Source organism: Kitasatospora sp. NPDC023176 (assembly GCF_055560495.1).
In genome coordinates, this window is sequence record NZ_JBVHIP010000003.1 from 232,423 (window position 1) to 255,188 (window position 22,766).

The following is a 22,766-nucleotide window of genomic DNA, read 5'->3' on the forward strand; positions in this document are numbered from 1 at the left end:
TGTCAGGCCTCCTTCACGGCGGCAGAGGAGGGGTTGCGACGACGGCTGCTGCGCAGCGGCGGGCGGGCGCCCAGCCGCTTCGGGTCCACACCGGACCACGGGTGGCCGTCGGAGAAGAACTTCCGTCGGGCCAGCAGCGTGATCAGCGGCTTGGTGAAGAGGAAGATCACCACGACGTCCAGCGCGGTGGTCAGACCCAGGGTGAACGCGAAGCCCTGGACCTTGCCGACCGAGACCACGTAGAGCACCGCGGCACAGAGGAAGGACACGAAGTCCGAGACCAGGATGGTGCGCCGGGCCCGCGGCCAGGCCCGCTGGACCGCCGGGCGCAGCAGGGCGCCCTCGCGGACCTCGTCGCGGATGCGCTCGAAGTACACGATGAAGGAGTCCGCGGTGATACCGATCGCGACGATCGCGCCGCAGACCGCCGGCAGGTTCAGCGCGAAGCCGATCCCGCCGCCGAGCAGGCTCATGATCGAGTAGGTCAGGGCCGCCGAGACGAGCAGACCGCCGATCGAGACCAGGCCGAGGCCGCGGTAGTAGAGCAACGAGTAGGCGACCACCAGCAGCATGCCGATCGCGCCGGCGACGAGGCCGGCCTTCAGCTGGTCGCTGCCCAGCGCCGGGGAGACGGTGGTGATGTCGCCCTTCTGGAACTCCAGCGGCAGGGCGCCGAAGCTCAGCACGTTGGAGAGGTCCTGCGCCTCGGGCTGGGTGAACTGGCCGGTGATGACCGCGCTGCCGCCCGGGATCGCGCTCCTGACCTCCGGGTGGGAGACCACCTGGTTGTCCAGCACGATGGCGAACTGGTTGTTCGGCGGGGCCTGGGTGGCCAGCGCGCCGGTGACCTTGGTGAAGGCGTCGGTGCCGGTGCCGTTGAACTGCAGCTGGACCTGCCAGCCGGCACCGGTCTGGGTGTCGAGGCTGGGCTGGGCCTTGGAGACGTCCGAGCCCTTCACCGCGACGGGGCCGAGGGCCAGCTTCTCGTAGTAACCGGCCTTGACGGGCTTCTGCGAGCAGGCGACCACCGCCTTGTCGTCGGCGCCGGTCTGGGCGGCGCGCGCCTCGGGCTTGGTGCAGTCGAGGTCGGCGAACGCGGTCTGCAGCTCCGGCGGGACGGTGCCCTGGGTCATCGCGGCGGTCAGGTCGGCGGCGCTCGGCTGGGTGGGCTGGGCGCTCGGCGCGGCCGAACCGGTGGCGGCGGCGGACGGGCTGGCACTGACGCCGGTGGCGGCGGCGGTCGGGGTGGAGCCCTCGGCAGCCAGCGCCTCACCGACCGAGCGGCCCTGCTTGGTGGCGCTCGCGCTGGCGGAGGCGGAGGGCGCGTGGCTCGCGGAGGAGCTCGCGCCGGCCGCGGGGGTCGCACCGGCCGAGGGGGCGGCGCTGCCCGACGGGGCGGCGTTCGGGGTGCCCGAGGCGCCGGCGGACGGGGAGCCGGTGGGCGCGGGCGGGGTCACACCGCTGGGCGCCACCGCCAGGACCGGACGGAAGAACAGCTTGGCGGTGGTACCGACCTGGTCCGCCGCGTTCTGCTTGTCGCCGCCCTTGGGGATGTTCACGATGATCGTGTCCGAGCCCTGGGTCTGGACCTCCGCCTCGGAGACACCCATTCCGTTGACCCGGCGCTCGATGATCCCGACGGCGATGTCCATGCTGGACTTGTTGATCGCCTTGGGGTCCTTCGACTTCGCGGTCAGCGTGATGCTGGTGCCACCGGCGAGGTCGATACCGAGCCGGGGCTTGGTGTTGCCCGTCCCGAACATGAGGGCGACCAGTCCGACGGTGACGACCAGGATGAGGGCCAGCGCCCGCCCTGGGTAGCCGTCGCGCGGGCGCGACTTGGGTGTTGCCACCTTGCTCGTTTCTCCCTGTCCATGCCACTTTCCCGACCGGACCCCCGTCCGGCTCGTGGCGGGACGGGGGCATGGCGGGTCTGCGGCCCTGAGGTCCTGTGGGCTCGCGGCACTGCGCCGCGCGGCCGGGCGGGTGCCCGGCCGTACTACTTGCTCGCGGGAGCCCCGCCCTCGACATCGCCCTTCTCGGCGTTGTCCTTGGTGAGCGTCAGCGGCTTGTCCTCGACCGGCGCGGCGTCGGCGTCCTCGGCCTCCGGCTCGGACAGCTCGTCGTCGGCGGGGCGACCGTTGATGATCGCGTCGTACTCCTGGGGGTCCAGGACGGCCGCGACGGCGCTCTTCGTGAAGTGGGTGACCACGCCGGGCGCGATCTCCAGCTCGACGGTCTCGTCGTTGACCGCCTTCACCTGGGCATACAGGCCGCCGATGGTGCGCACCCCCGCCCCGGGCTCCAGCGCCGTCTGCATCTGCTGCATCTGCGACTGGCGCTTCTTCTGCGACCGGAACATGAGCACGATCGCGATGATCGGGAGGAGAAGGATGATGAGGTTCACTGCAGCCAGGGTCCTTTACGGGCCGCCGGCCGGCGGCCTGTGTGGTATGGGTCGGCCCGTCAGGTGAGAGGGGCGGTCCGGCGGAGTCTAGGCGACCCCGAACTGATCGGACAACGCCAAGCATCGCATCCTGCCACCGAAAGTGGCGACCCTCGGTCCGTACGGTTTCCCGGGACTTCTCCCCTGCCTGCTTCCCGGGGCACGGCACCGGGCCGGGCCGGGAACGGCCGCCGTCTCTCACCCGTTCGGCCGGGAGCGGTCAACCCGCGTCCGGCGGGAACAGCTCCGGCTGGGGCGGCACGGTGCCACGTGTGGTCTGGACCGGAGGGGTCAGCCCGAGGTGCTGCCAGGCGGCGGCGGTGGCGATCCGCCCGCGCGGGGTGCGGGCCAGCAGGCCCTCGCGGACCAGGAAGGGCTCGGCCACCTCCTCGACCGTCTCGGCCTCCTCCCCCACCGCGACCGCGAGAGTCGACAAACCGACCGGACCGCCGCCGAACAGCCGCAGCAGCGCGTCCAGCACCGCGCGGTCCAGCCGGTCCAGGCCCCGGGCGTCCACCTCGTAGACGGCCAGCGCCTGGGCGGCGATCCCGGCGGTGACCACACCGTCGTGCCGGACCTGCGCGTAGTCGCGGACCCGGCGCAGCAGCCGGTTGGCGATGCGCGGGGTGCCGCGCGAGCGCCCCGCGATCTCGGCCGCGCCGGCCGGGTCTATCTCCACGTCCAGCAGCGCGGCCGAGCGGTGCACCACCTGCTGCAGCTCGGCCGGGGCGTAGAACTCCATGTGCCCGGTGAAGCCGAACCGGTCGCGCAGCGGCGGCGGCAGCAGCCCGGCCCGGGTGGTGGCGCCGACCAGGGTGAAGGGCGGCAGCTCCAGCGGGATGGCGGTGGCGCCCGGGCCCTTGCCGACGATCACGTCGACCCGGAAGTCCTCCATCGCCATGTAGAGCATCTCCTCGGCCGGCCGGGACATCCGGTGGATCTCGTCGAGGAAGAGCACCTCGCCCTCGGTGAGCGAGGAGAGGATCGCCGCGAGGTCCCCCGCGTGCTGGATGGCCGGGCCGGAGGTGATCCGGATCGGGGCGCCCAGCTCGGCGGCGATGATCATGGACAGGGTGGTCTTGCCCAGCCCGGGTGGCCCGCTCAGCAGCACGTGGTCCGGCGCGCTGCCGCGCTTGCGGGCCGCCTGGAGCACCAGGGACAACTGCTCGCGCACCCGCTCCTGGCCGATGAACTCGTCCAGCAGCTTGGGGCGCAGCGCGGCCTCCACCGCCTGGTCCTCGCCGTCGGCGGCGGCCGTGACCAGCCGGTCAGCGGGTTCCGAGTCGTACATCCTCGCGGGCTCCAGAGTCTCCGGTGTGGCCGGTGTGGCCGGTGTCGCCGGTGTCAACGGCGTCGGTCGTGTCAACGGCGTCGACGGTGTCGACAAACGGACAGGTCGTCAGGTGGGTTCAGCGGGCGCGGTTGAGGCCGCGCAGGGCGAGCCGCAGCAGTGCGCCGACGTCCGTCGTCTGCTGCGCCTCCGCCTCCGGGGTGACGGCCGCGACCGCCTCGTCCGCCTCGCGCGGGGCGTAGCCGAGGCCGGTCAGCGCGGAGTGCAGTTGCTCGCTCCACGGCGCCGGAGCACTGGCGATCGGCTTCTGCGCCGGCACCGCGCCGTGCGGTGCACCCAGCTTGTCCTTGTACTCCAGCAGCAGCTTGGCCGCCTTCGCCTTGCCGATGCCCGGCACCGCGACCAGCGCCTTCTCGTCCCCGCCCGCCACCGCCGCGCGCAGGGCGTCGGGGCTGTGCACGCCGAGGATCGCCTGGGCCAGCTTGGGGCCGACGCCCGGCGCGGCCTGGAGGATCTCGAACACGGCCCGCTCGTCGTCGTCCGCGAAGCCGAACAGGGTGAGCGAGTCCTCCCGGACCACCAGCGAGGTCGCCAGCCGGGCGGGCTCGCCCAGCCGCAGGCCGGCCAGGGTGTTCGGGGTGCACTGGACGGCCATGCCGACCCCGCCCACCTCGACCACCGCGGTTCCGGAGGCGATGGCCGCCACCGGTCCTTGCACGAAGGCGATCACCGACTACTGCCTTTCACGGAGAAGGAGCCCCTCGGGGGCGTGGAGCGGGCGGCCTGGGCGGCGGCCTGCGCCGCGGCCTGCAGCCGGTTGGTCGTCCCGCCGCGCCAGATGTGGCAGATGGCCAGCGCCAGCGCGTCGGCGGCGTCGGCCGGCTTGGGCGGGGCGTCCAGTCGCAGCAGGCGCTGCACCATGGCCGTGACCTGCGCCTTGTCCGCCCGGCCGGAGCCGGTGACGGCGGCCTTGACCTCGCTGGGGGTGTGCAGGGTGACGGGGATGCCGCGCCGGGTGGCGCAGAGCATGGCGACCGCGCTGGCCTGGGCGGTGCCCATCACGGTACGGACGTTGTGCTGGGCGAAGACCCGCTCGACCGCGACCAGGTCGGGCCGGTACTCGTCCAGCCAGCTCTCCAGACCCTGCTCGACCAGCAGCAGCCGCTGCCCGATCTCGGCGTCGGCCGGCGTGCGCACCACGCCCACCCCCGCCATCCGCAGCGGCCGGCCCGGCGCGCCCTCGACCACGCCGACCCCGCACCTGGTCAGCCCTGGGTCCACACCCAGCACCCGCACGTCACGCCCCGCCTCTCTGCGACCCGCCGCTCACCCGTGATTCGCCACTCGCTTCCGGGCGCGGCGAAGGACCTGCGAAGGCTATCGCCCGGGTCCGACAATCCCGCCGACGACACCGGCCCGGCGGTCCTGGGACCACCGGGCCGGGCAGTGAGAACGATCACTCGCCGTCGATCGATCGACGCCGTGTCACTCGGCGTCGAGCTGCGCACCGACCTCGTCGGAGATGTCGAAGTTGGCGAAGACGTTCTGCACGTCGTCGCTGTCCTCCAGCGCGTCGATCAGCTTGAGGATCTTGCGGGCGCCGTCGACGTCCAGCTCGACCTGCATGCTCGGGAGGAAGTTGGCCTCGGCCGAGTCGTAGTCGACGCCGGCGTCCACCAGCGCGGTGCGCACGGCGACCATCTTGGAGGCCTCGGAGACGATCTCGAAGGACTCACCGAGGTCGTTGATCTCCTCGGGCTCCTGGTCGAGGACGACCTCGAACAGCTTGTCCTCGTCGACACCGTCGGCCTTGGGGACGATCACGACGCCCTTGCGGTTGAACAGGTACGACACCGAGCCCGGGTCGGCCATCGAGCCGCCGTTGCGGGTCATCGCGACGCGCACGTCGGAGGCCGCACGGTTGCGGTTGTCGGTGAGGCACTCGATCAGGACGGCGACACCGTTCGGGCCGTAGCCCTCGTACATGATGGTCTGGTAGTCGGCGCCGCCGGCCTCCAGACCGCCACCGCGCTTGACGGCGCGGTTGATGTTGTCGATCGGGACCGAGCTCTTCTTCGCCTTCTGGATGGCGTCGTAGAGGGTCGGGTTACCCGCCGGGTCGGGCCCACCGGTCTTCGCCGCCACCTCGATGTTCTTGATCATCTTGGCGAAGAGCTTGCCGCGCTTGGCGTCGATCACGGCCTTCTTGTGCTTGGTGGTAGCCCACTTAGAGTGGCCGGACATCGCCAGCTCCTTTACGTCGCCAATGGAAATGAACAGATGAGATCTTACCGGTGTCGTCACCGGTGGGACGCACACGGCTACACCGGTGCCTACCGGGTGGCGAGGTGCTCCTCGACCATCTTCACGAAGTAGGCGTGCACACGGTGGTCGCCGGTGAGCTCCGGGTGGAACGAGGTGGCCAGCAGGTTGCCCTGGCGCACCGCCACGATCCGGCTCTCCGGGCCGTCCGCGCCGGGCAGCTCGGCCAGCACCTCGACACCCGCGCCGACCGCCTCGACCCAGGGGGCGCGGATGAAGACGCCGTGCACCGGGGCGTCGTCCATGCCCTTGAAGGCGATGCCGGACTCGAAGGACTCGTTCTGGCGGCCGAAGGCGTTTCGGCGCACCGTCATGTCGATGCCGCCGACGGACTCCTGGTCCTCCCGGCCGTCGAGGATCTTGTCGGCCAGCATGATCATGCCCGCGCAGGTGCCGTACACCGGCATGCCGGCGGCGACCCGCTCGCGCACCGGGTCCATCACGCCGAACAGCAGCGCCAGCTTGGACATGGTGGTGGACTCCCCACCGGGGATCACCAGCGCGTCGACCTCGGCCAGCTCCTCGGCACGGCGCACCGGACGGGCGAGCGCGTCGGCCTCGGCCAGCGCCACCAGGTGCTCGCGGACGTCACCCTGCAGGGCGAGGACGCCGATGACTGGAGTGCTCACGGTCTTCAACCTCAATCGATCGTTACTACGGACGGACGCGGCGCGGCCCGCCGCACGCCGAAGCGCTGCGGCGGGCCGGCCAGGAGCGGGGGGCGACTACCAGCCGCGGTTGGCGTAGCGCTCGGTCTCCGGCAGGGTGTCGCAGTTGATGCCGACCATGGCCTCGCCCAGGTTGCGGGAGGCGTCCGCGATGATCTTCGGGTCGTCGAAGAAGGTGGTGGCCTTCACGATGGCGGCGGCACGCTTGGCCGGGTCGCCCGACTTGAAGATGCCGGAGCCGACGAAGACGCCCTCGGCGCCCAGCTGGCGCATCAGCGCGGCGTCGGCCGGGGTGGCCACGCCACCGGCGGAGAACAGCACGACCGGCAGCTTGCCGAGCTCGGCGACCTCCTTGACCAGCTCGTACGGCGCGCGCAGCTCCTTGGCGGCGGCGTACAGCTCGTTGTTGTCGAAGCCGCGCAGCTTGGCGATCTCGTTCTTGATCTGGCGCAGGTGGCGGACGGCCTCGACGACGTTGCCGGTGCCGGCCTCGCCCTTCGAGCGGATCATGGCCGCGCCCTCGGCGATGCGGCGAAGGGCCTCGCCCAGGTTGGTGGCGCCACAGACGAAGGGGGTGGTGAAGGCCCACTTGTCGGAGTGGTTGACCTCGTCGGCCGGGGTCAGCACCTCGGACTCGTCGATGTAGTCGACACCCAGCGACTGGAGCACCTGGGCCTCGACGAAGTGGCCGATCCGGGACTTGGCCATCACCGGGATGGAGACCGCCTCGATGATCTCCTCGATCATGTTGGGGTCGGACATGCGGGCCACGCCGCCGTCCTTGCGGATGTCGGCGGGCACCCGCTCCAGGGCCATGACGGCCACCGCGCCGGCGTCCTCGGCGATCTTCGCCTGCTCGGCGTTGACCACGTCCATGATCACACCGCCCTTGAGCTGCTCGGCCATGCCGCGCTTGACCCGGGCGGTACCGATCTGCGGCTGGTCTGCGGTGGTGGGGGTGGTGGACACGTGAGACCTCACTCGAAGATTAACCAGTGCTATCGCCCTATGGTAGGCGGAACGGGTGACCCAACCATGCGCCACCAAGTCCAGCCCGGACGACGGGATGCGACAATCGGGCCGTATCCGGGGACAGCCTAAGCAGGCGCTCCCTCGGGCGTAAGAGCGGGCGGCGGAGCATCGTCCATCTCGAAGGCCATCGGGAACGGCGCCTTGCCCGCCAGCCGGAAGTACCGCACCAGTCGGTGCTCCCGCACCGCCCGCGCCGCCCGCACCGCGTCGTTGTGGAACCGACGGGCCATCGGCACCCGGCGCACCGCGGCCGTCAGATCACGAACCGCCTCCTCGCCACCCGGCTCGGCCACCAGCGCCGCCACCTGCTCCGCCTCCTCGAACACCGCCCGCAGCGCCAGGCTCAGCTGACTCTCCGCCACCTCGCGCTGCTCGTCCTCGGCCTGCCGGGCCGCGTGCGCCGCGTCCAGCAGCAGCAGCGAGGCCGCCGGATCCAGCAGCGAGGACGTCGCCAGCTCCATCGCCACCGAGGCCCGGCGGACCAGCTGCGCGTCCAGTGCCGCCCGCGCGGCGTCGATCCGGGCGTGCAGCCGGTCCAAGCGGCCGGCCGTCCAACTCAGGTACATGCCGAACAGCACCACGGCCACGCCGGCCCAGATCCAGGTAGTCACGGACCGCTACGTTACCGGGTGTCACCAGCCGCCCCGCCCGGCGTCAGCCCTGAGCGGTCCCGCTGCGGTAGCTGCCCCGGTCGATGTCCGCGATGTTCACCGCGGTGAACAGCCTGGTCCCCGGCAGCGGCCGGACGTGCTGCGCCAGCAGCGCCACCACGCCCTCGCTCAGCGCCGCCTTCGCCTCCGGCGTACGGCCCGGGAACACCTGGAACTCGACGTACACCTGGGCGTCGCCCACCACCCCGGTGCTGCCGACCACCAGCTCCTCGCTCTGCCGGAACAGCGTCTTGCAGGACCCCGGCTTCGCGTCGATCGTCTCCTCGGCCAGCCGGTTGATCGCCAGGCCCAGCGCGCGGCGGTCGAAGGTCCCGGCCAGGCTGGACGAGTAGTCGACGGAGATCTGCGGCATCGTTTCCCCCAGGGGTCACAGTGGTGCGGTCGGCCCGACCCTAGCCGCACCCTCACCCAGCCCCGCGGAAGCCCCCACCCCCGCGCTCCCCGCGCTCAGTCCCCGGCCGGGCCGAAGGCGCCCGGATGCGACTCGCCCGCCCGCCTCCGGGCGCTCCCGGCCCGGCGCCGAGGCTCCTCGCTCCGGCGCCCCCTCCTGCGGCGGTCGCTAGTCGCTCATCGCTTTCGTCACCGGCGCGTCCTTCGGCTCGGAGCGTGGCGCACGTCCTCCTCGACCACCGCCGCCGCCCCGGCCGTCACCGTCTCGTAGACCGCCAGGATGTCCGCACCGACCGTCGACCAGTCGAACCGCCGCACATGCCGCGAGGCCGCCTTGCTCAGCTCCTCCAGCCGCACCGGATCCCCCAGCAGCCGCAGCGCCGTACGGGCCAGCGCGTCCGCGTCCTCCACCGGGAACAGCTCACCGGCGTCCCCGCCGTCCAGCACCTGCTTGAACGCGTCCAGGTCGCTGGCCAGCACCGGGGCACCCGCCGACATCGCCTCGACCAGGATGATCCCGAAGCTCTCGCCGCCGGTGTTCGGCGCCACGTACAGGTCCACGCTGCGCAGCAGCCGGGCCTTCTCCCGGTCCGAGACCATGCCGAGGAACTCCACCCGCTCACGGACCTCGGGCGCCAGGCCGGCCACGGCCTCCTCCTCGTCGCCCTTGCCCGCGACCAGCAGCCGCACCCCCGGCCGCTCGGCCAGGATCCTCGGCATCGCCGCCAGCAGCGTCGGCAGGCCCTTGCGCGGCTCGTTGATCCGGCCGATGAAGCCGATCGTGCCCGGCTCCCCGGCCGCCGCGCCGCCGGTCCAGCGCTCGTCCGGCTCGGCCTCCGCGAAGAACCCGACGTCCACGCCGTTCGGGATCACCACCGCGTCCCCGCCCAGGTGCTCCACCAGGGTCCGCCGGGCGTACTCCGACACCGCGATCCGGGCCCGCATCTTCTCCAGCCCCGGCTGGAGGATCGGCGAGGCCGCGATCATCGCCCGCGAGCGCGGGTTCGAGGTGTGGAAGGTGCCCACCATCGGCCCGCTGGCCGACCAGGCGGCCAGTATCGACAGGCTCGGCGAGGTCGGCTCGTGCACGTGCAGGATGTCGAAGCGCCCCTCGCGCAGCCACCGCCGCACCCGGGCCGCCGACAGGATGCCGAAGCTCAGCCGCGCCACCGAGCCGTTGTACGGCACCGCCACCGCCCGCCCGGCCGAGACCACGTACGGCGGCAGCGCCTCGTCGTCCTCGGCCGGCGCCAGTACCGACACCTCGTGCCCCAGGCCGATCAGGTGCTCGGCGAGGTCCCGGATGTGGAACTGCACCCCGCCGGGGACGTCCCAGTCGTACGGGCAGACGATGCCGATCTTCACAGGTCCTCAAGCTCCTTCGGGCGGTCGTGCGGTCCTGATCGGCCGGGCTCAGGCCCCGGAGGCCTCGGCGGCGGGCTCGGCCGCCGGCACCGGCGCCGCCCCGGGGCGCGCCGCGGCGTGTCCGCCCCCCACCGTCTCACGGGACGGCAGGTCGGCCAGCCAGAACTTCTGCAGCATGTGCCAGTCCTGCGGGTGCTCGCTGATCCCGCGCTCCCACACGTCCGCCATCGCCTGGGTCATCGCCAGCGTCCGCTCCTTGCGGTCGCCCTCCTCCGGCACCGGGACCTCCGGGTGGATGGTTCCGCGCAGCACCGGACCGTCGTACCAGAGCGTCACCGGCAGCAGCGCCGCCCCGGTGCGCTGGCTCAGCGCCGCCGGGCCGGCCGGCATCCGGGTCGGCTCGCCGAAGAAGGACACCTCGATGCCCGCCTCCGAGAGGTCCCGGTCCCCCACCAGACAGACCAGCTTGCCCGCGCGCAGTCGCCGCGCCAGCGTGCCGATCACGTTCACCCCGCCGCCGGACAGCGCCAGGACCTCCATGCCCTGGCCCTCCCGGAACTCGACGAACCGGTCGAACAGCCGCTCCGGCTTCAACCGCTCGGCGACCGTGGTGAACGGGTGGCCCAGCTGCGCTATCCAAGTGCCCGCCAGGTCCCAGTTGCCCATGTGCGGCAGCGCCACCACCACGCCCCGCCCGGACTCCAGCGCCTCCTCCAGGTGCTCGAGCCCGCCCACCTGGACGTCCCGGAGGACCCGCTCCCGGCTCCACACCGGCAGCCGGAAGGACTCCATCCAGTACCGCAGGTACGAGCGCATCCCGGCCCGCGACAGCCGCCGCAGCGCCGCCTCGTGCAGCCCCGGACGGACCCTGCGCAGGTTCGCCTCCAGCTGGCGCACCCGCGGACCGCGGCGGCGCCAGGCGTAGTCCGCCAGCCGGTCGAACAGCCACCGCGCCACGGGCTCCGGCAGGTGCTTCAGCACCGCCCACCCCAGCGCGTAGGCCCAGTACACCAGTCGGTCCGTCATCGCAGGACGCCCCCCATCAGCTCCCGGCCGCCGCTCGGTCGGCCTCGAACGCCTCACGGCGCACGGTCACCATCCGCTGGACCACCGTCACCAGGCTGCCCGCCGCGACCAGCCACAGCGCCACCGGCAGCAGCCACTCCACGTACGGCACCCCGAACGTGTGCAGGCCCGCGATCCCGGCCGCCACCAGGCTGATCACCAGCCGCTCGGCCCGCTCCACCAGCCCCGACACGTCGCACGGCAGGCCCTGGCTCTCCGCCCGCGCCTTGGTGTACGACACCACCAGACCGCTGGCCAGGCAGAAGATCGCCACCGCGCACAGCAGGTTGTTGTCACCCTTGCCCGCGTACCACATCGCCAGGCCGCCGAAGATCGCCGCGTCCGCGACCCGGTCCAGCGTGGAGTCCAGGAAGGCCCCCCACTTGCTGGTCCGGCCCAGCTGCCGGGCCATGTTCCCGTCCACCAGGTCCGAGAAGATGAACAGCGTGATCGTGATGGTGCCCCAGAAGAACTCCCCACGCGGGAAGAACACCAGCGCACCGACCACCGAACCGGCGGTACCGATCAGCGTCACGGCGTCCGGGCTCACGCCCAGCCGGATCAGGAACGCGGCGAACGGGGTCAGAACACGTGTGAAGAAGGCACGCGCGTATTTGTTGAGCATGGCCTTCCCAGCCGCTCCGATTCTCCCGGATACCCGCCTGGCGCAGCGTGCGCAACAGACGGCCGGACGAATGAGCACGCCCGACCCACCCATCGTAGCCACGCCCGGGACACCCTCCGTCGCACGCACCGCCGGACCGCACCCCGGCGACGGCCCCCACACGTACGGTCACCGACACGCGCCCGACAGGACCCGCCCCTAAACTGCCAAGGACAGCCTCGGCGCCACGGGAGGAGACCCCGATGCCCGACCGCAGCACCGCCCGAGCCGGCCAGACACCCGCCGTCACCGGCCCGCAGGACCTGCGCAACGTCGTCCTCGTCGGCCCGAGCGGTGTGGGCAAGACCACCCTCGCCGAATCCCTCGCCCTCGCCGCCGGCGCCACCGGCCGCGCCGGACGCGTCCCCGACGGCACCACCGTCTCCGACCACGAGGACATCGAGCACCACCAGCAGCGCTCCGTCCAGCTCTCGCTGCTCCCGCTCGAATGGAAGGGCGTCAAGATCAACCTGATCGACCCGCCCGGCCACCCCGACTTCGCCGCCGAGATGCGCGCCGCCCTGCACGCCGCCGACGCCGCCGTCTTCGTCGTCTCCGCCACCGACCCGGTCACCGCACCCACCCGCGCGCTCTGGCGGGAGTGCGCCGCCGAGGGCATCCCCCGCGCCATCGCCGTCGCCAAGCTCGACCTCGCCCGCACCGGCTTCGACGACATCCTCACCAGCTGCCACGACGCCTTCGACCTCGGCCCGGACACCCTGCGCCCGCTCTTCCTGCCCGTCCTCCACGACGGACACCCCGACGGCAGCGTCGACCTCCTCACCGGCGACACCTACGGCGAGGCCACCCCGCTCCCCGACACCGGCCCCGCCCACGACAGCCTCGTCGAGGCCATCTCCGGCCAGGACGACACCCTCATGGAGCGCTACCTCGCCGACGACCCCCTCGACACCGACTCCCTCGAAGCCGGAATGCGCCGCGAAGTCCTCGCCTGCGCCCTCCACCCCGCCGTTCCCACCAGCGACAACGGCCTCGGCGCCGCCGAACTCCTCGACCTGATCGCCCACACCTTCCCGAACCCCACCGAACGCACCCGCCCCGCCCCCGACTGCGACCCCGACGCCCCGCTCGCCGCCCAGGTCGTCCGGGTCACCGGCGACGCCTACGTCGGCCGGATCAGCCTGCTGCGCCTGTACGCCGGCACCCTGCGCCCCGACAGCCGGATCCACCTCGTCGGCCCCGCCCACACCGCCGGCCAGAACGGCGACGAACGCGTCACCGCCCTCACCAGCCCGTTCGGCAAGCTCCAGCGGCCCGTCCCGCACGCCGTCGCCGGCGACCTCGTCTGCGCCGCCAAACTCACCACCGCCCGGGCCGGCGACACCGTCCACGACCCCGGCCACCCCGTCGAACTCGACGGCTGGACCCTCCCCGAACCCCTGCTGCCGATCGCCGTCGAAGCCCACAGCAAGGCCGACGACGACAAGCTCTCCCAGGCCCTCACCCGGCTCACCGCCGAGGACCCTGCACTACGGCTGGAACAGAACCCCGACACCCACCAGCTCGTCCTCTGGTGCACCGGCGAGGCCCACGCCGAGGTCGTCCTCGACCGGCTGCGCACCCGCCACGGCGTCCATGTCGACACCGTCGAACCCAGGGTCGCCCTGCGCGAGACCTTCGGCACCGCCGCCGCCGGCCACGGACGCCTCGTCAAACAGTCCGGCGGCCACGGCCAGTACGCCATCTGCGACCTCGAGGTCGAGCCCCTCCCGGCCGGCTCCGGTTTCGAGTTCCAGGAACACGTCGTCGGCGGCTCCGTCCCCAAGCACTTCATCCCCTCCGTCGAGAAGGGCGTCCGCGCCCAGCTCGCCAAGGGCATCGCCACCGGCTTCCCGCTCGTCGACGTCCGGGTCACCCTCACCGACGGCAAGGCGCACTCCGTCGACTCCTCCGACGCCGCCTTCCAGAACGCCGCCGCCCTCGCCCTGCGCGACGCCGCCGAGCACGCCGTCGTCCGACTCCTCGAACCGGTCGCCGCCGTCAGCGTCCTGCTGCCCGACGAGTACCTCGGCACCGTCCTCGGCGACCTCTCCGCCCGCCGCGGCCGTGTCCTCGGCACCGAGATCGGCGGCCAGGGCCTCACCCTGCTGCGCGCCGAAGTCCCCGAACTCGAACTCGTCCGCTACCCGGTCGACCTGCGCTCGCTCACCCACGGCACCGCCGAGTTCTCCCGCGCCTACCTGCGCCACGAACCCATGCCCCCCGCCCTGGCCGAGCGCTACACCGCCTGACCGCCACCGTGGCCCCGGCCGGGAGCCACCCCGGCCGGGGCCACACAGGCTGACGAGCTACACCGACCCGGCGGGCTTCCGGTTCGGCAGCGCACACGCCGCCGTGCCCCCCGGCATCCGGTGCCGGTTGCGCGCCACCCAGCGGTACACCACACCCGCCACCGGCCGCACCGGCGCCAAGGTCAACACCGCGCCCAGGTACGCCCACGCGCCCCCGGTCCGCAGCAACAGCCGCGCCACCGCCTGCGCGCCCCCGTACACCCGGCCCCCCGGGGTCACCCACAGCACCTCGCGCTCGGCCCGCTCGGCCGAGACCTCACCCAGGCCGCCCGCCACCGCGTCCAGCGCCGGCAGGTCCGCGAACTGGAACGGCACCGACTCCCAGCCACCCGAGGCCAGAGTCTGCCGCAGGAACCTCTCGCCCCAGCGCACACAGGACGAACAGAACGCGCAGTCCCCGTCGAAGACCAGCACCGGATCCTTCACGACAACCCCCTTCATCGTCTCCACCGTCCATCCTGCCCCACCCTCACACCGTCGGCCCGGGCGGGTATCGACCCGGCCGAAGCTGGGCATCATGCCTCTCAGGCCCTGGTGCGGCCGGAACGCACCGGTTCGTGACGGTACTTCAGACGATCATCCGCGCAGGGGTGCCACGGCACGGTAACCTGCCGCTGACAAGGGGAGGAGCAGACGCCACCGTGGCCACACTCGACATGACCCCGGGTGCGCAGATACCCCGGACCGACGCCGGCCCGCAGACCGCCGTCACCCAGGCACTCTCCTCGGCCGCCTACCGTGACGGCGAGATCGACAAGTTCGTCACGGACGTCACCGACGCCACGGCGAAGAAGGGCCGCTTCGCGCTCTTCCGCCCCAACCTCGGCGAGGCCTTCAGCAAGGCGCTGATCTCCCGCGCCCTCGGCGGCGACCGCAAACCCCTCGTCCCGTCCTTCGGCGTCGACACCCGCCAGGTCGTCGAACACTGCCTGGCCGCCGAGGAACTGCGGCACGCCCGCGACCGGCAGCTCAGCACCGTCACCGTCGTCACCGGCCTGCTCTTCCTCCCCGGCACCCTGATCTGGCTCGGCGCCTTCCAGCTGCGCGCCTGGCTCAAGCGCGACAACGCCCGCGGCGCCGACACCTACGGCGCCCTCGCCCTCATCGCGGCCGCCGTCCTCGCCGGCTTCCTGCTGCTGCGCCCCCCTGCGGTGGGCTTCCTGGGCATCTACCTGCGGATCACCATGCTCGCCCCGGTCCTCGGCTGGTACCTCGCCCGCCGGATCGTCGAGCGCTCCGCCAAGGACCTCCGCACCCGCTGGCAGGACCTGGTCGAGGGCAGCGCCGTCGCCGCCACCGTCGCCAAGGCCGTTCCCCGCGACGACCTGGACAAGAAGGCCAACGAACTGCGTGACCAGCTCGGCCGGCTGGAGGCGGAGCAGGAGACCAACGTCCACCACTACGCCGGTCCGAAGGGCATCCTCGGCGCCGGCCGCCGCTGGGGCGAATGGCGCCTGGCCGACACCCTCCACCCCGCCGAGGGCCACGCCGACTTCCGCGCCTTCCACCCCTGGGACCTGGTCCGCCGGATCTCCGCCCACCTCAAGGGCCTCGGCGTCAGCCACGTCGCCAACAGCGGCATCCCCAACGTCAACATCAAGCAGTGGGTGGTCTTCGACGTCAGCGAGGGCGCCGACGAGATCAGCCGCCCCGGCAACGCCGACATGGACGGCGACCGGATGCGCGACTTCGCCGTACAGAGCATCGCCGACAAGCAGACCTTCTCCGGCGGCCCCCGGCACTACCTGGCCACCCAGTTCATCACCCACGACGGCAAGCTGGTCATCACCTTCACCGTCACGGTGACCCTGCTCGCCAACGTGCTGAACATCTCGGTGGCCGGCTACGCGCTCGGCCCGGTCAAGGGCGTCTTCTTCGACAAGCCCAAGGACAAGGAGAAGTCCGTCGCCAAGACGATGCGGTTCTGGGAGGAGCGCACCGTCAAGCTCCCCCTGATCGACAACGACGAGGTGGTCCGCCAGGCCGTCCGCGCCCCCTTCCACCGGATGCCCAGCCTGCTCGGCTGGCTCGGCGGCGGTCTCGGCCTGCCCGAGCCCTTCGGACTGCGGCACTCCTGGGTGGGCACCGCCTGGAACAACCGCTCCATGGTCGACAACGCGATGAACGCCTCCGTCCCGGTGCTCAGCGCGGTCCACGCCGCCACCCTGGAGTTCCTCCAGGAGCACGACCTGGACGCGGAGCGCTTCTTCAAGACCCGCACCTCGATCATCAAGTCCGAGGCGCAGGGAAGCCGGCCGTACAACGTGGACGAGTTCAGCGCCGGCTGATCAAGAACGCTCGCCGGGAACGACGTACGAAGAGGGGCCCGCCACCCGGGAGTTCGGTGGCGGGCCCCTCTTCGCGTGCGCGTCCGGCTCAGCCCTGCGGCCAGACCTCGGCCAGCATCTTGCGGGTGTCCGCCAGCAGCTGCGGCAGCACCTTGGTGTGGCCGACCACCGGCATGAAGTTGGTGTCCCCGCCCCAGCGCGGCACCACGTGCTGGTGCAGGTGCGCCGCGATCCCGGCCCCGGCCGCCGTGCCCTGGTTCATCCCGATGTTGAACCCGTGCGCCCCCGAGGCCGCGCGCAGCGCGGTCATCGCCCGCTTGGTGAAGTCGGCCAGCTCGACCGTCTCCGCCTCGTCGAGGTCGGTGTAGTCGGCCACGTGCCGGTACGGGACCACCATCAGGTGCCCGCCGTTGTACGGGTACAGGTTCAGCACCGCGAACACGGCGCTCCCCCGGGCGATGATCAGCCCCTCCTCGTCGCTCAGCGACGGGATCGAGCAGAACGGACAACCGTCGTCCGGAGCCGGGCCGGTGGGCTTGTTCTCACCCTGGATGTACGCCATCCGATGGGGGGTCCACAGGCGGCGGAAGCCGTCCGGCTCACCGACACCCCGCTGCAGTTCCGGCTCAGTCGTCATGCTGATCAGCATATTCGCCCGACGGTGCTTGCAAAGCCGCGCGGGGCAGACTCATCGAGAGCCTGCCCCGCGCAATCCCCGCCCTGGCGGGGCCGACGTCACACCTGGATGCGACGCTCCACCGCGTCCACGATCTCGGCGATCGCCTCGTCGACCGACACACCGTTCTTCTGCTCGCCGTTGCGGTAGCGGAAGGACACCGCACCCGCCTCGACGTCGTCGTTGCCGGCGATCAGCATGAACGGCGTCTTGCTGCGCTGCGCATTGCGGATCTTCTTCTGCATCCGGTCGTCGGAGGTGTCCACCTCGACCCGGATCCCGTGCTTCTTCAGCTTGGCCGCGACCTCCTGCAGGTACGGCACGTGCTCGTCGGTGATCGGGATGCCGGTCACGGTGACGGGGGCCAGCCACGGCGGCATGGCGCCGGCGTAGTGCTCCAGCAACACCGCGAAGAACCGCTCGATCGAGCCGAACAACGCACGGTGGATCATGACCGGCCGCTGACGCGAGCCGTCCGCCGCGGTGTACTCCAGGTCGAAGCGCTCCGGCAGGTTGAAGTCCAGCTGGATGGTCGACATCTGCCAGGTACGGCCGATGGCGTCGCGCGCCTGCACCGAGATCTTCGGACCGTAGAAGGCCGCGCCGCCCGGGTCCGGCACCAGCGGCAGGCCCTGCTTCTCGGCCACGGCGGCGAGGACCGCGGTGGCCTCCTCCCAGGTCTCGTCGCTTCCGACGTACTTGACCGGGTCCTTGGTCGACAGCTCCAGGTAGAAGTCGGTCAGACCGTAGTCGCGGAGGAGGTTGAGCACGAAGGTCAGCGTGGAGTCGAGCTCCTCCGCCATCTGCTCGCGGGTGCAGTAGATGTGGGCGTCGTCCTGCGTGAAGCCGCGGGCACGGGTCAGGCCGTGCACCACGCCCGACTTCTCGTAGCGGTACACCGTCCCGAACTCGAAGAGGCGCAGCGGCAGTTCACGGTACGAGCGGCCGCGCGCGTCGAAGATCAGGTTGTGCATCGGGCAGTTCATCGGCTTGAGGTAGTAGTCCACGCCCTCGTCGAGCTGCATGGGCGGGTACATACCGTCCGCGTACCAGTCGAGGTGGCCGCTCTTCTCGAAGAGCTTCCCCTTGGTGGCGTGCGGGGTGTAGACGAACTCGTAGCCCTCTTCCTCGTGCCGCTTGCGCGAGTAGTCCTCCATCGCGCGGCGGATGACGCCGCCCTTGGGGTGGAAGACCGCGAGGCCGGAGCCGATCTCCTCCGGGATGGAGAAGAGGTCGAGCTCGTTGCCGAGCTTGCGGTGGTCGCGCTTCTCAGCCTCGACCAGGAAGTCCAGGTGGGCCTTGAGCTCGTCCTTGGTCGGCCAGGCGGTGCCGTAGATGCGCTGCAGCATGGGGTTCTTCTCGCTGCCGCGCCAGTAGGCGGCCGCGTTGCGCATCAGCTTGAACGCCGGGATGTGGCGGGTGCTGGGCAGGTGCGGACCGCGGCAGAGGTCGCCCCAGCAGTGGTCGCCGCTCTTGGCGTCCAGGTTGTCGTAGATGGTGAGTTCGCCGGCGCCGACCTCGACGTCGGCGCCCTCGCCGGCGGTGGCGGCGGAGCCCTTGAGACCGATCAGCTCAAGCTTGTACGGCTCGGCGGCCAGCTCCTCGCGGGCGGCCTCGTCGGTGACCACGCGGCGGGAGAACTTCTGCCCCCGCTTGATGATCTCCTGCATCTTCTTCTCGATGGCCTTGAGGTCATCGGGGTGGAAGGGCTTCTCGACGTCGAAGTCGTAGTAGAAGCCGTCCTTGACCGGCGGCCCGATGCCGAGCTTGGCCTCGGGGTAGAGCTGCTGCACGGCCTGGGCCATGACGTGCGCGGTGGAGTGGCGCAGGATGTCCAGGCCGTCCTTGCTGTCGATCGCGACCGGCTCGACCTCCTCGCCGTCCTGGACGGCGTAGGCGAGGTCCTTGAGCTGGCCGCCGACGCGGGCGGCGATGATCGAGCGGTCGTCGGCGAAGAGCTCGGCGGCCGTAGTGCCCGTCGTCACCACGCGCTCTTCCCGATCGGGTTCGCGGCTGATGATTACCCGGACGTCCGTCACCGGTCTCTCCTGACGTGCTGGATTCAGAGGACGCAACACTGCGCTGCGCGTGACGATGGTACCGAGAGCGTCACCCGCGCCGCTCACCTGCGTCCGCTACGCCTGCTCTCCCCCGTCCTGGAGTCCCTTCAGCAGCCGCTCGCGGTCGCCCTCCGCCCAGCCGCACAGCTCCAGGCCGTGGGCCCGGGTCAGCCGGCGGAAACCGTCGCGCCGCTCCAGCCGGCCGGAGACCCGGACCGGGACGCCGGCGAGGTGGGCTTCGGCGGCGAGCCGGTAGTCGGGGTCGGCCAGGCGCACCTTGAGTTCGCGGACGTCGGCGCCGCCGAGCACCCGCAGCCGTACCGAGCCCGGTCCGGCCGGGTCGGGACGCTTGAGCCGGACCACCACGCCGACCACGGTGACGTCGACGGCGGGTTCGAGCCGTTCCAGCAGTTCGGCGGCCTCGGCCAGGGCGGGCAGGTCGCCGGGCGAGAAGTCGAGCTCGATCCGTCGGTCGCCGAAGCCGCCCGGGGTTCCGGCGGCGGGCGACCAGGCGACGGTGAGCCGGGCGGCGGTCGCGCCGCGCACCAGGTCCTCGACGGACTGGACGAGTTCCCGGCTGACCCCGGAGCGGACGGCGTTCTCCAGGGCCTCGGGCCCGCCGCTGACCCGGCGGTAGTCGACCGCGTCGCGCAGCGCCTCGAGCGCGCGGACCAGTGTGGTGACGGCGGTCCGGCCCTCCGGGGCGGGGGCGTAGGCGGTGAGGGCGGCGCCCTGCTCGACGGCGCCCTGCTCGACGAGCATGACGCGCTCCAGGAAGTCCCCGGCCAGGCCGTCCAGCCGGGCGCCGAAGTAGGCGGCGGTGGTCCGGCCGGCCTTGGCCCCGGCGGCGAGCATCGCGCGCGCCGCCCGCTGGAGCCGTTCGGCGTCGTCCCAGGGGGTGGCGTCGGCGGGGCCGGGCAGGTCCCGGCGCCAGCACAGCTCGTCGCCGGGGACGGCGAGGGCGAGCAGGATCGATCGAGCGGAGGGGGTCCGGGAGCGGGAGAGCGCGGTGACGGCGTCGGTGAGGAGTTCGACGGCGTCGTCGAAGCCGTCCGCGGTGGGGACGAGGAGGCTGGTGCCGGGTTCGCCGTCCGGCGGGGTCCAGCGGCCGTACCGGGCGGCGGGGCCGCCGCGTCGGACCCAGCCGTGCCGGGCGAGCAGGGTGGCGAGCACCGCGGGGTCGACGGTGGCCGGGTCGGGCAGGGCCCGCGCCGGGTCCTGCGGTCCGTTCGGCAGGGTCATGGGCGTGCTTCCTCGCTGCCGGGGCCGGGCGGTCACGGGCTGCCGCCCGCACCGACCCGGGCCATGATGTCGCAGAGCGCGCGGTCGTCGAAGACCTTGTCGGTGGGCACCCGGACGTTGGTGCGCCGCTGCCCGGTGACGGGGTGGCCGGCCAGGTTGACCCAGTAGCAGCAGTGCCGCAGTTCGAGGGCGTCCGGGCGGGCCAGCAGCCAGTGGTCGACCCGGCGCGGCAGCAGCATCACGACCAGGATGCGCGGGACGGCGACCCGGGCGCGGGCGAGCTTGCGCAGGTGGTCGTTGTCGAGGGTGAAGCTGAAGAACGGCCCGGCCGGATCGGGTGCGATCTGCTGGGTCGCCTTGAGCTGGATCTTGATGGTGACCTCGTCGTCCACCTCGTGCGCCCGGGAGCCGTGGCTGACCTGCCAGTCGATGCCGTTGTCCGGGAACGGCTGGGAGAGCGAGCACCCGGCCGCGGCGGCGACCGCGTGCAGGTAGCCGACCTGCAGCGTCTCCATGCAGGCGGTGACCGCGAGGTTCCCCCTGAGTGCGGCCGCCGCCTCATCGGGCTGCGGCTGTGTCAGTGCCATCGCCCCGTGGCCTCCCCCGGCTCCGGGCCCGTCCGAGTCGAACGGCGCGTCCTTGGGCAGGATCCCCGGTCGGGGCTGGGCCAAACGGGTTGAGCGGGCGTCAGAACCGGGTATCACCCTGGCGCGGAACGCACGCCTGAGGGGCAGTCATGCAGCAGCACTGGTACACCGGCCCACTCGCCTCCTTCGACACCGAGACCACCGGCGTGGACGTGGAGTCCGACCGGATCGTCTCCGCCGCCCTGGTCGTCCAACTCGCGCCGGGCGCACCGGCTCAGACCACCACCTGGCTCGCCGATCCGGGCATGCCGATCCCGGACGGCGCCCGCGCGGTGCACGGCATCACCGACGAACAGGTCCACAGGCACGGCCGGCCGGCCCGCGCGGTGGTCGCGGAGGTCACCCGCGCCCTGGCGGCCCAGGCGCGGGCCGGCCGGCCCGTGGTGGTGATGAACGCGCCCTACGATCTGACCCTGCTGGACCGGGAGTTGCGCCGTCATCACGGGCTGGCGCTGAGCACCTGCCTGGACGGTGCCGGGCTGGTGGTGCTGGATCCGCGCGTGCTGGACAAGCACGTGGACCGCTACCGCAAGGGCCGCCGGACACTGACCGACCTGTGCGCCCACTACGGAGTGGACCTCGCCGGGGCGCACGACGCGGCGGCGGACGCGACGGCGGCCCTGTCACTGATCCGGCGAATAGGCGCCCGCTACCCGGCGGCGCTCGGCGGGCTGACTGCGGCGGAGCTGCACCTGCGGCAGGCGGTCTGGCACGCGGCGCAGGCGCGCGGGCTGCAGGCCTGGTTCGACCGCTCGGGGACGCCGGAGCGGGTGGACCTCTCCTGGCCGCTGCGCCCGGCCCGGTGCGTCTGCGGTCGTCGACTGGAGCCCGGGCACGGTTGCGAGGCGGCCGCGTAACCGGCCCCGAACGCGCCACAGGCCCTGACCGGTTTCCTGGTCAGGGCCTGCGTGCTGTCCGGTGGGCGATACTGGGATCGAACCAGTGACCCCTTCGGTGTGAACGAAGTGCTCTCCCGCTGAGCTAATCGCCCGGGCAACGAGATGAACTCTAGCACCATTCGGAGGCAGTCGTACAACTCGGTCTTCCGGAGTAACGGCCGACACATCCACAGAACTCGCACTCAGCGCGGAAGGTGACTGAGCCTCAGCCGGATTTGCCACCGTTGCCCCGAATGGATTCCGGAAATACATGTGAGGCCCAGCCGATAACCGACTGGGCCTCACATATCACAATGCATTCCGGTGGGCGATACTGGGATCGAACCAGTGACCCCTTCGGTGTGAACGAAGTGCTCTCCCGCTGAGCTAATCGCCCGGGTGCAGGGAAAACATTACCGCATCCCGAGGGGTGCTCCGAACACCCCTCCCGCCCACCACCCCTCCCCTCGGTCCCGGGCGCCGGGGGCGGGCCCGCCCGGCCCAGCCCCGGCTCCCACCACTCCACCGGCCCCGTCCGCGCGCACGACTGGTCGGGCCCGACCGCACCACCCGCTCCCCTGTTCCCGACCCACCCGGCGCTTCCCACCGGCCCGCCGGATGCCCCCGGACATGCCACCCCGGAAACCGACCGAGAAGAACCGCCGGTAATGCCCCGGGCGGGTACTCCGCGACGATTCCGCAATGCGCCGTAAGGGGTACGACTCGCGCCCGAATCGGGACAGAGGGGT

The 22,766-nt window shown here is 72.0% G+C and carries 21 protein-coding genes and 2 tRNA genes; 3 read left to right on the forward strand and 20 right to left on the reverse strand.

Annotation, left to right across the window (positions count from 1 at the left end; genetic code table 11):
• Nucleotides 1-2 precede the first annotated feature (2 nt).
• The 13 genes from secD to pgsA form a co-directional block, all read right to left on the reverse strand.
• Nucleotides 3-1,853, reverse strand: coding sequence for a protein translocase subunit SecD (gene secD, locus ACZ3YL_RS07030; RefSeq protein ID WP_465655973.1), 1,851 nt, complete (start codon nt 1,851-1,853; stop codon nt 3-5).
• A 146-nt stretch (nt 1,854-1,999) separates the two neighbouring features.
• Nucleotides 2,000-2,407 (reverse strand): preprotein translocase subunit YajC, encoded by a 408-nt coding sequence (yajC, locus tag ACZ3YL_RS07035; protein ID WP_465655975.1) that lies wholly within the window; start codon nt 2,405-2,407, stop codon nt 2,000-2,002.
• 259 nt (nt 2,408-2,666) lie between these two features.
• Nucleotides 2,667-3,737, reverse strand: a complete 1,071-nt coding sequence (ruvB, locus tag ACZ3YL_RS07040) for a Holliday junction branch migration DNA helicase RuvB (RefSeq protein ID WP_188302434.1) — start codon at nt 3,735-3,737, stop codon at nt 2,667-2,669.
• Between the two features lie 118 nt (nt 3,738-3,855).
• Nucleotides 3,856-4,467 (reverse strand): Holliday junction branch migration protein RuvA, encoded by a 612-nt coding sequence (ruvA, locus tag ACZ3YL_RS07045; RefSeq protein ID WP_188302435.1) that lies wholly within the window; start codon nt 4,465-4,467, stop codon nt 3,856-3,858.
• Nucleotides 4,464-5,033: a crossover junction endodeoxyribonuclease RuvC gene (gene ruvC / locus ACZ3YL_RS07050; protein ID WP_188302436.1), complete on the reverse strand. Its 570-nt coding sequence runs from the start codon at nt 5,031-5,033 to the stop codon at nt 4,464-4,466. The genes ruvA and ruvC overlap by 4 nt, the downstream gene beginning before the upstream one ends.
• Before the next feature lie 189 nt (nt 5,034-5,222).
• Complete coding sequence (locus tag ACZ3YL_RS07055; RefSeq protein WP_188302437.1) at nt 5,223-5,981, reverse strand: YebC/PmpR family DNA-binding transcriptional regulator; 759 nt, start codon at nt 5,979-5,981, stop codon at nt 5,223-5,225.
• Nucleotides 5,982-6,070: 89 nt separating this feature from the next.
• On the reverse strand, nt 6,071-6,688 hold the full coding sequence (gene pdxT / locus ACZ3YL_RS07060; protein ID WP_188302438.1) for a pyridoxal 5'-phosphate synthase glutaminase subunit PdxT: 618 nt from the start codon (nt 6,686-6,688) through the stop codon (nt 6,071-6,073).
• Between the two features lie 96 nt (nt 6,689-6,784).
• Nucleotides 6,785-7,696, reverse strand: a complete 912-nt coding sequence (gene pdxS, locus ACZ3YL_RS07065) for a pyridoxal 5'-phosphate synthase lyase subunit PdxS (protein ID WP_063346811.1) — start codon at nt 7,694-7,696, stop codon at nt 6,785-6,787.
• Between the two features lie 128 nt (nt 7,697-7,824).
• Nucleotides 7,825-8,370: a LemA family protein gene (locus tag ACZ3YL_RS07070; RefSeq protein WP_317620867.1), complete on the reverse strand. Its 546-nt coding sequence runs from the start codon at nt 8,368-8,370 to the stop codon at nt 7,825-7,827.
• Between the two features lie 43 nt (nt 8,371-8,413).
• Nucleotides 8,414-8,782 carry a 5-carboxymethyl-2-hydroxymuconate Delta-isomerase gene (locus tag ACZ3YL_RS07075; RefSeq protein WP_188302439.1) on the reverse strand — a complete coding sequence of 123 codons (369 nt, stop codon included), beginning with the start codon at nt 8,780-8,782 and terminating at the stop codon, nt 8,414-8,416.
• A gap of 227 nt (nt 8,783-9,009) precedes the next feature.
• Nucleotides 9,010-10,185 (reverse strand): glycosyltransferase family 4 protein, encoded by a 1,176-nt coding sequence (locus tag ACZ3YL_RS07080; protein ID WP_188302440.1) that lies wholly within the window; start codon nt 10,183-10,185, stop codon nt 9,010-9,012.
• Between the two features lie 48 nt (nt 10,186-10,233).
• Complete coding sequence (locus tag ACZ3YL_RS07085; RefSeq protein WP_188302441.1) at nt 10,234-11,211, reverse strand: phosphatidylinositol mannoside acyltransferase; 978 nt, start codon at nt 11,209-11,211, stop codon at nt 10,234-10,236.
• Nucleotides 11,212-11,227: 16 nt separating this feature from the next.
• Nucleotides 11,228-11,875 (reverse strand): phosphatidylinositol phosphate synthase, encoded by a 648-nt coding sequence (gene pgsA / locus ACZ3YL_RS07090; protein ID WP_188302442.1) that lies wholly within the window; start codon nt 11,873-11,875, stop codon nt 11,228-11,230.
• A 242-nt stretch (nt 11,876-12,117) separates the two neighbouring features.
• On the opposite strand from pgsA, the gene ACZ3YL_RS07095 reads away from it, so the two are divergent.
• Nucleotides 12,118-14,166 (forward strand): elongation factor G-like protein EF-G2, encoded by a 2,049-nt coding sequence (locus tag ACZ3YL_RS07095; RefSeq protein WP_465655984.1) that lies wholly within the window; start codon nt 12,118-12,120, stop codon nt 14,164-14,166.
• A 57-nt stretch (nt 14,167-14,223) separates the two neighbouring features.
• On the opposite strand, the gene ACZ3YL_RS07100 is transcribed toward ACZ3YL_RS07095, so the two are convergent.
• Nucleotides 14,224-14,667: a thiol-disulfide oxidoreductase DCC family protein gene (locus ACZ3YL_RS07100; protein WP_188302444.1), complete on the reverse strand. Its 444-nt coding sequence runs from the start codon at nt 14,665-14,667 to the stop codon at nt 14,224-14,226.
• A gap of 200 nt (nt 14,668-14,867) precedes the next feature.
• Here ACZ3YL_RS07100 and ACZ3YL_RS07105 point away from each other — a divergent pair, with 200 nt between their 5' ends.
• Entirely contained in the window at nt 14,868-16,514 is a 1,647-nt protein-coding gene (locus ACZ3YL_RS07105; RefSeq protein ID WP_465655986.1) for a hypothetical protein, read from the forward strand.
• An 88-nt stretch (nt 16,515-16,602) separates the two neighbouring features.
• Here ACZ3YL_RS07105 and ACZ3YL_RS07110 read toward each other — a convergent pair whose 3' ends face one another.
• The 4 genes from ACZ3YL_RS07110 to ACZ3YL_RS07125 all read right to left on the reverse strand — a co-directional run bounded on the left by ACZ3YL_RS07110 (nt 16,603) and on the right by ACZ3YL_RS07125 (nt 21,079).
• The gene (locus ACZ3YL_RS07110; RefSeq protein ID WP_188302446.1) at nt 16,603-17,163 is read right to left on the reverse strand and encodes an HIT family protein; all 561 of its coding nucleotides are present in this window, start codon (nt 17,161-17,163) and stop codon (nt 16,603-16,605) included.
• An 86-nt stretch (nt 17,164-17,249) separates the two neighbouring features.
• The gene (gene thrS, locus ACZ3YL_RS07115; protein ID WP_465655989.1) at nt 17,250-19,229 is read right to left on the reverse strand and encodes a threonine--tRNA ligase; all 1,980 of its coding nucleotides are present in this window, start codon (nt 19,227-19,229) and stop codon (nt 17,250-17,252) included.
• Between the two features lie 96 nt (nt 19,230-19,325).
• The gene (locus tag ACZ3YL_RS07120) at nt 19,326-20,492 is read right to left on the reverse strand and encodes a hypothetical protein (RefSeq protein ID WP_188302448.1); all 1,167 of its coding nucleotides are present in this window, start codon (nt 20,490-20,492) and stop codon (nt 19,326-19,328) included.
• 32 nt (nt 20,493-20,524) lie between these two features.
• Nucleotides 20,525-21,079 (reverse strand): DUF4365 domain-containing protein, encoded by a 555-nt coding sequence (locus tag ACZ3YL_RS07125; protein WP_465655991.1) that lies wholly within the window; start codon nt 21,077-21,079, stop codon nt 20,525-20,527.
• A 149-nt stretch (nt 21,080-21,228) separates the two neighbouring features.
• Between ACZ3YL_RS07125 and ACZ3YL_RS07130 the strand changes: the two genes are divergently transcribed.
• The gene (locus ACZ3YL_RS07130) at nt 21,229-21,996 is read left to right on the forward strand and encodes an exonuclease domain-containing protein (protein ID WP_465655993.1); all 768 of its coding nucleotides are present in this window, start codon (nt 21,229-21,231) and stop codon (nt 21,994-21,996) included.
• A 62-nt stretch (nt 21,997-22,058) separates the two neighbouring features.
• Here ACZ3YL_RS07130 and ACZ3YL_RS07135 read toward each other — a convergent pair.
• Nucleotides 22,059-22,130, reverse strand: a tRNA-Val gene (locus ACZ3YL_RS07135).
• Between the two features lie 212 nt (nt 22,131-22,342).
• Nucleotides 22,343-22,414, reverse strand: a tRNA-Val gene (locus ACZ3YL_RS07140).
• Between the last annotated feature and the right edge of the window lie 352 nt (nt 22,415-22,766).

What these genes read in the sequence shown, in the direction of transcription:
- ACZ3YL_RS07120 (WP_188302448.1), bottom strand. Translation starts at nt 20,492, where the DNA reads ATGACCCTGCCGAACGGACCGCAGGACCCGGCGCGGGCCCTGCCCGAC.
- pgsA (WP_188302442.1), bottom strand. Translation starts at nt 11,875, where the DNA reads ATGCTCAACAAATACGCGCGTGCCTTCTTCACACGTGTTCTGACCCCG.
- ACZ3YL_RS07055 (WP_188302437.1), bottom strand. Translation starts at nt 5,981, where the DNA reads ATGTCCGGCCACTCTAAGTGGGCTACCACCAAGCACAAGAAGGCCGTG.
- ACZ3YL_RS07125 (WP_465655991.1), bottom strand. Translation starts at nt 21,079, where the DNA reads ATGGCACTGACACAGCCGCAGCCCGATGAGGCGGCGGCCGCACTCAGG.
- ACZ3YL_RS07075 (WP_188302439.1), bottom strand. Translation starts at nt 8,782, where the DNA reads ATGCCGCAGATCTCCGTCGACTACTCGTCCAGCCTGGCCGGGACCTTC.
- ACZ3YL_RS07130 (WP_465655993.1), top strand. Translation starts at nt 21,229, where the DNA reads ATGCAGCAGCACTGGTACACCGGCCCACTCGCCTCCTTCGACACCGAG.
- ACZ3YL_RS07100 (WP_188302444.1), bottom strand. Translation starts at nt 14,667, where the DNA reads ATGAAGGGGGTTGTCGTGAAGGATCCGGTGCTGGTCTTCGACGGGGAC.
- ACZ3YL_RS07095 (WP_465655984.1), top strand. Translation starts at nt 12,118, where the DNA reads ATGCCCGACCGCAGCACCGCCCGAGCCGGCCAGACACCCGCCGTCACC.
- ACZ3YL_RS07085 (WP_188302441.1), bottom strand. Translation starts at nt 11,211, where the DNA reads ATGACGGACCGACTGGTGTACTGGGCCTACGCGCTGGGGTGGGCGGTG.
- ACZ3YL_RS07110 (WP_188302446.1), bottom strand. Translation starts at nt 17,163, where the DNA reads ATGCTGATCAGCATGACGACTGAGCCGGAACTGCAGCGGGGTGTCGGT.
- ruvB (WP_188302434.1), bottom strand. Translation starts at nt 3,737, where the DNA reads ATGTACGACTCGGAACCCGCTGACCGGCTGGTCACGGCCGCCGCCGAC.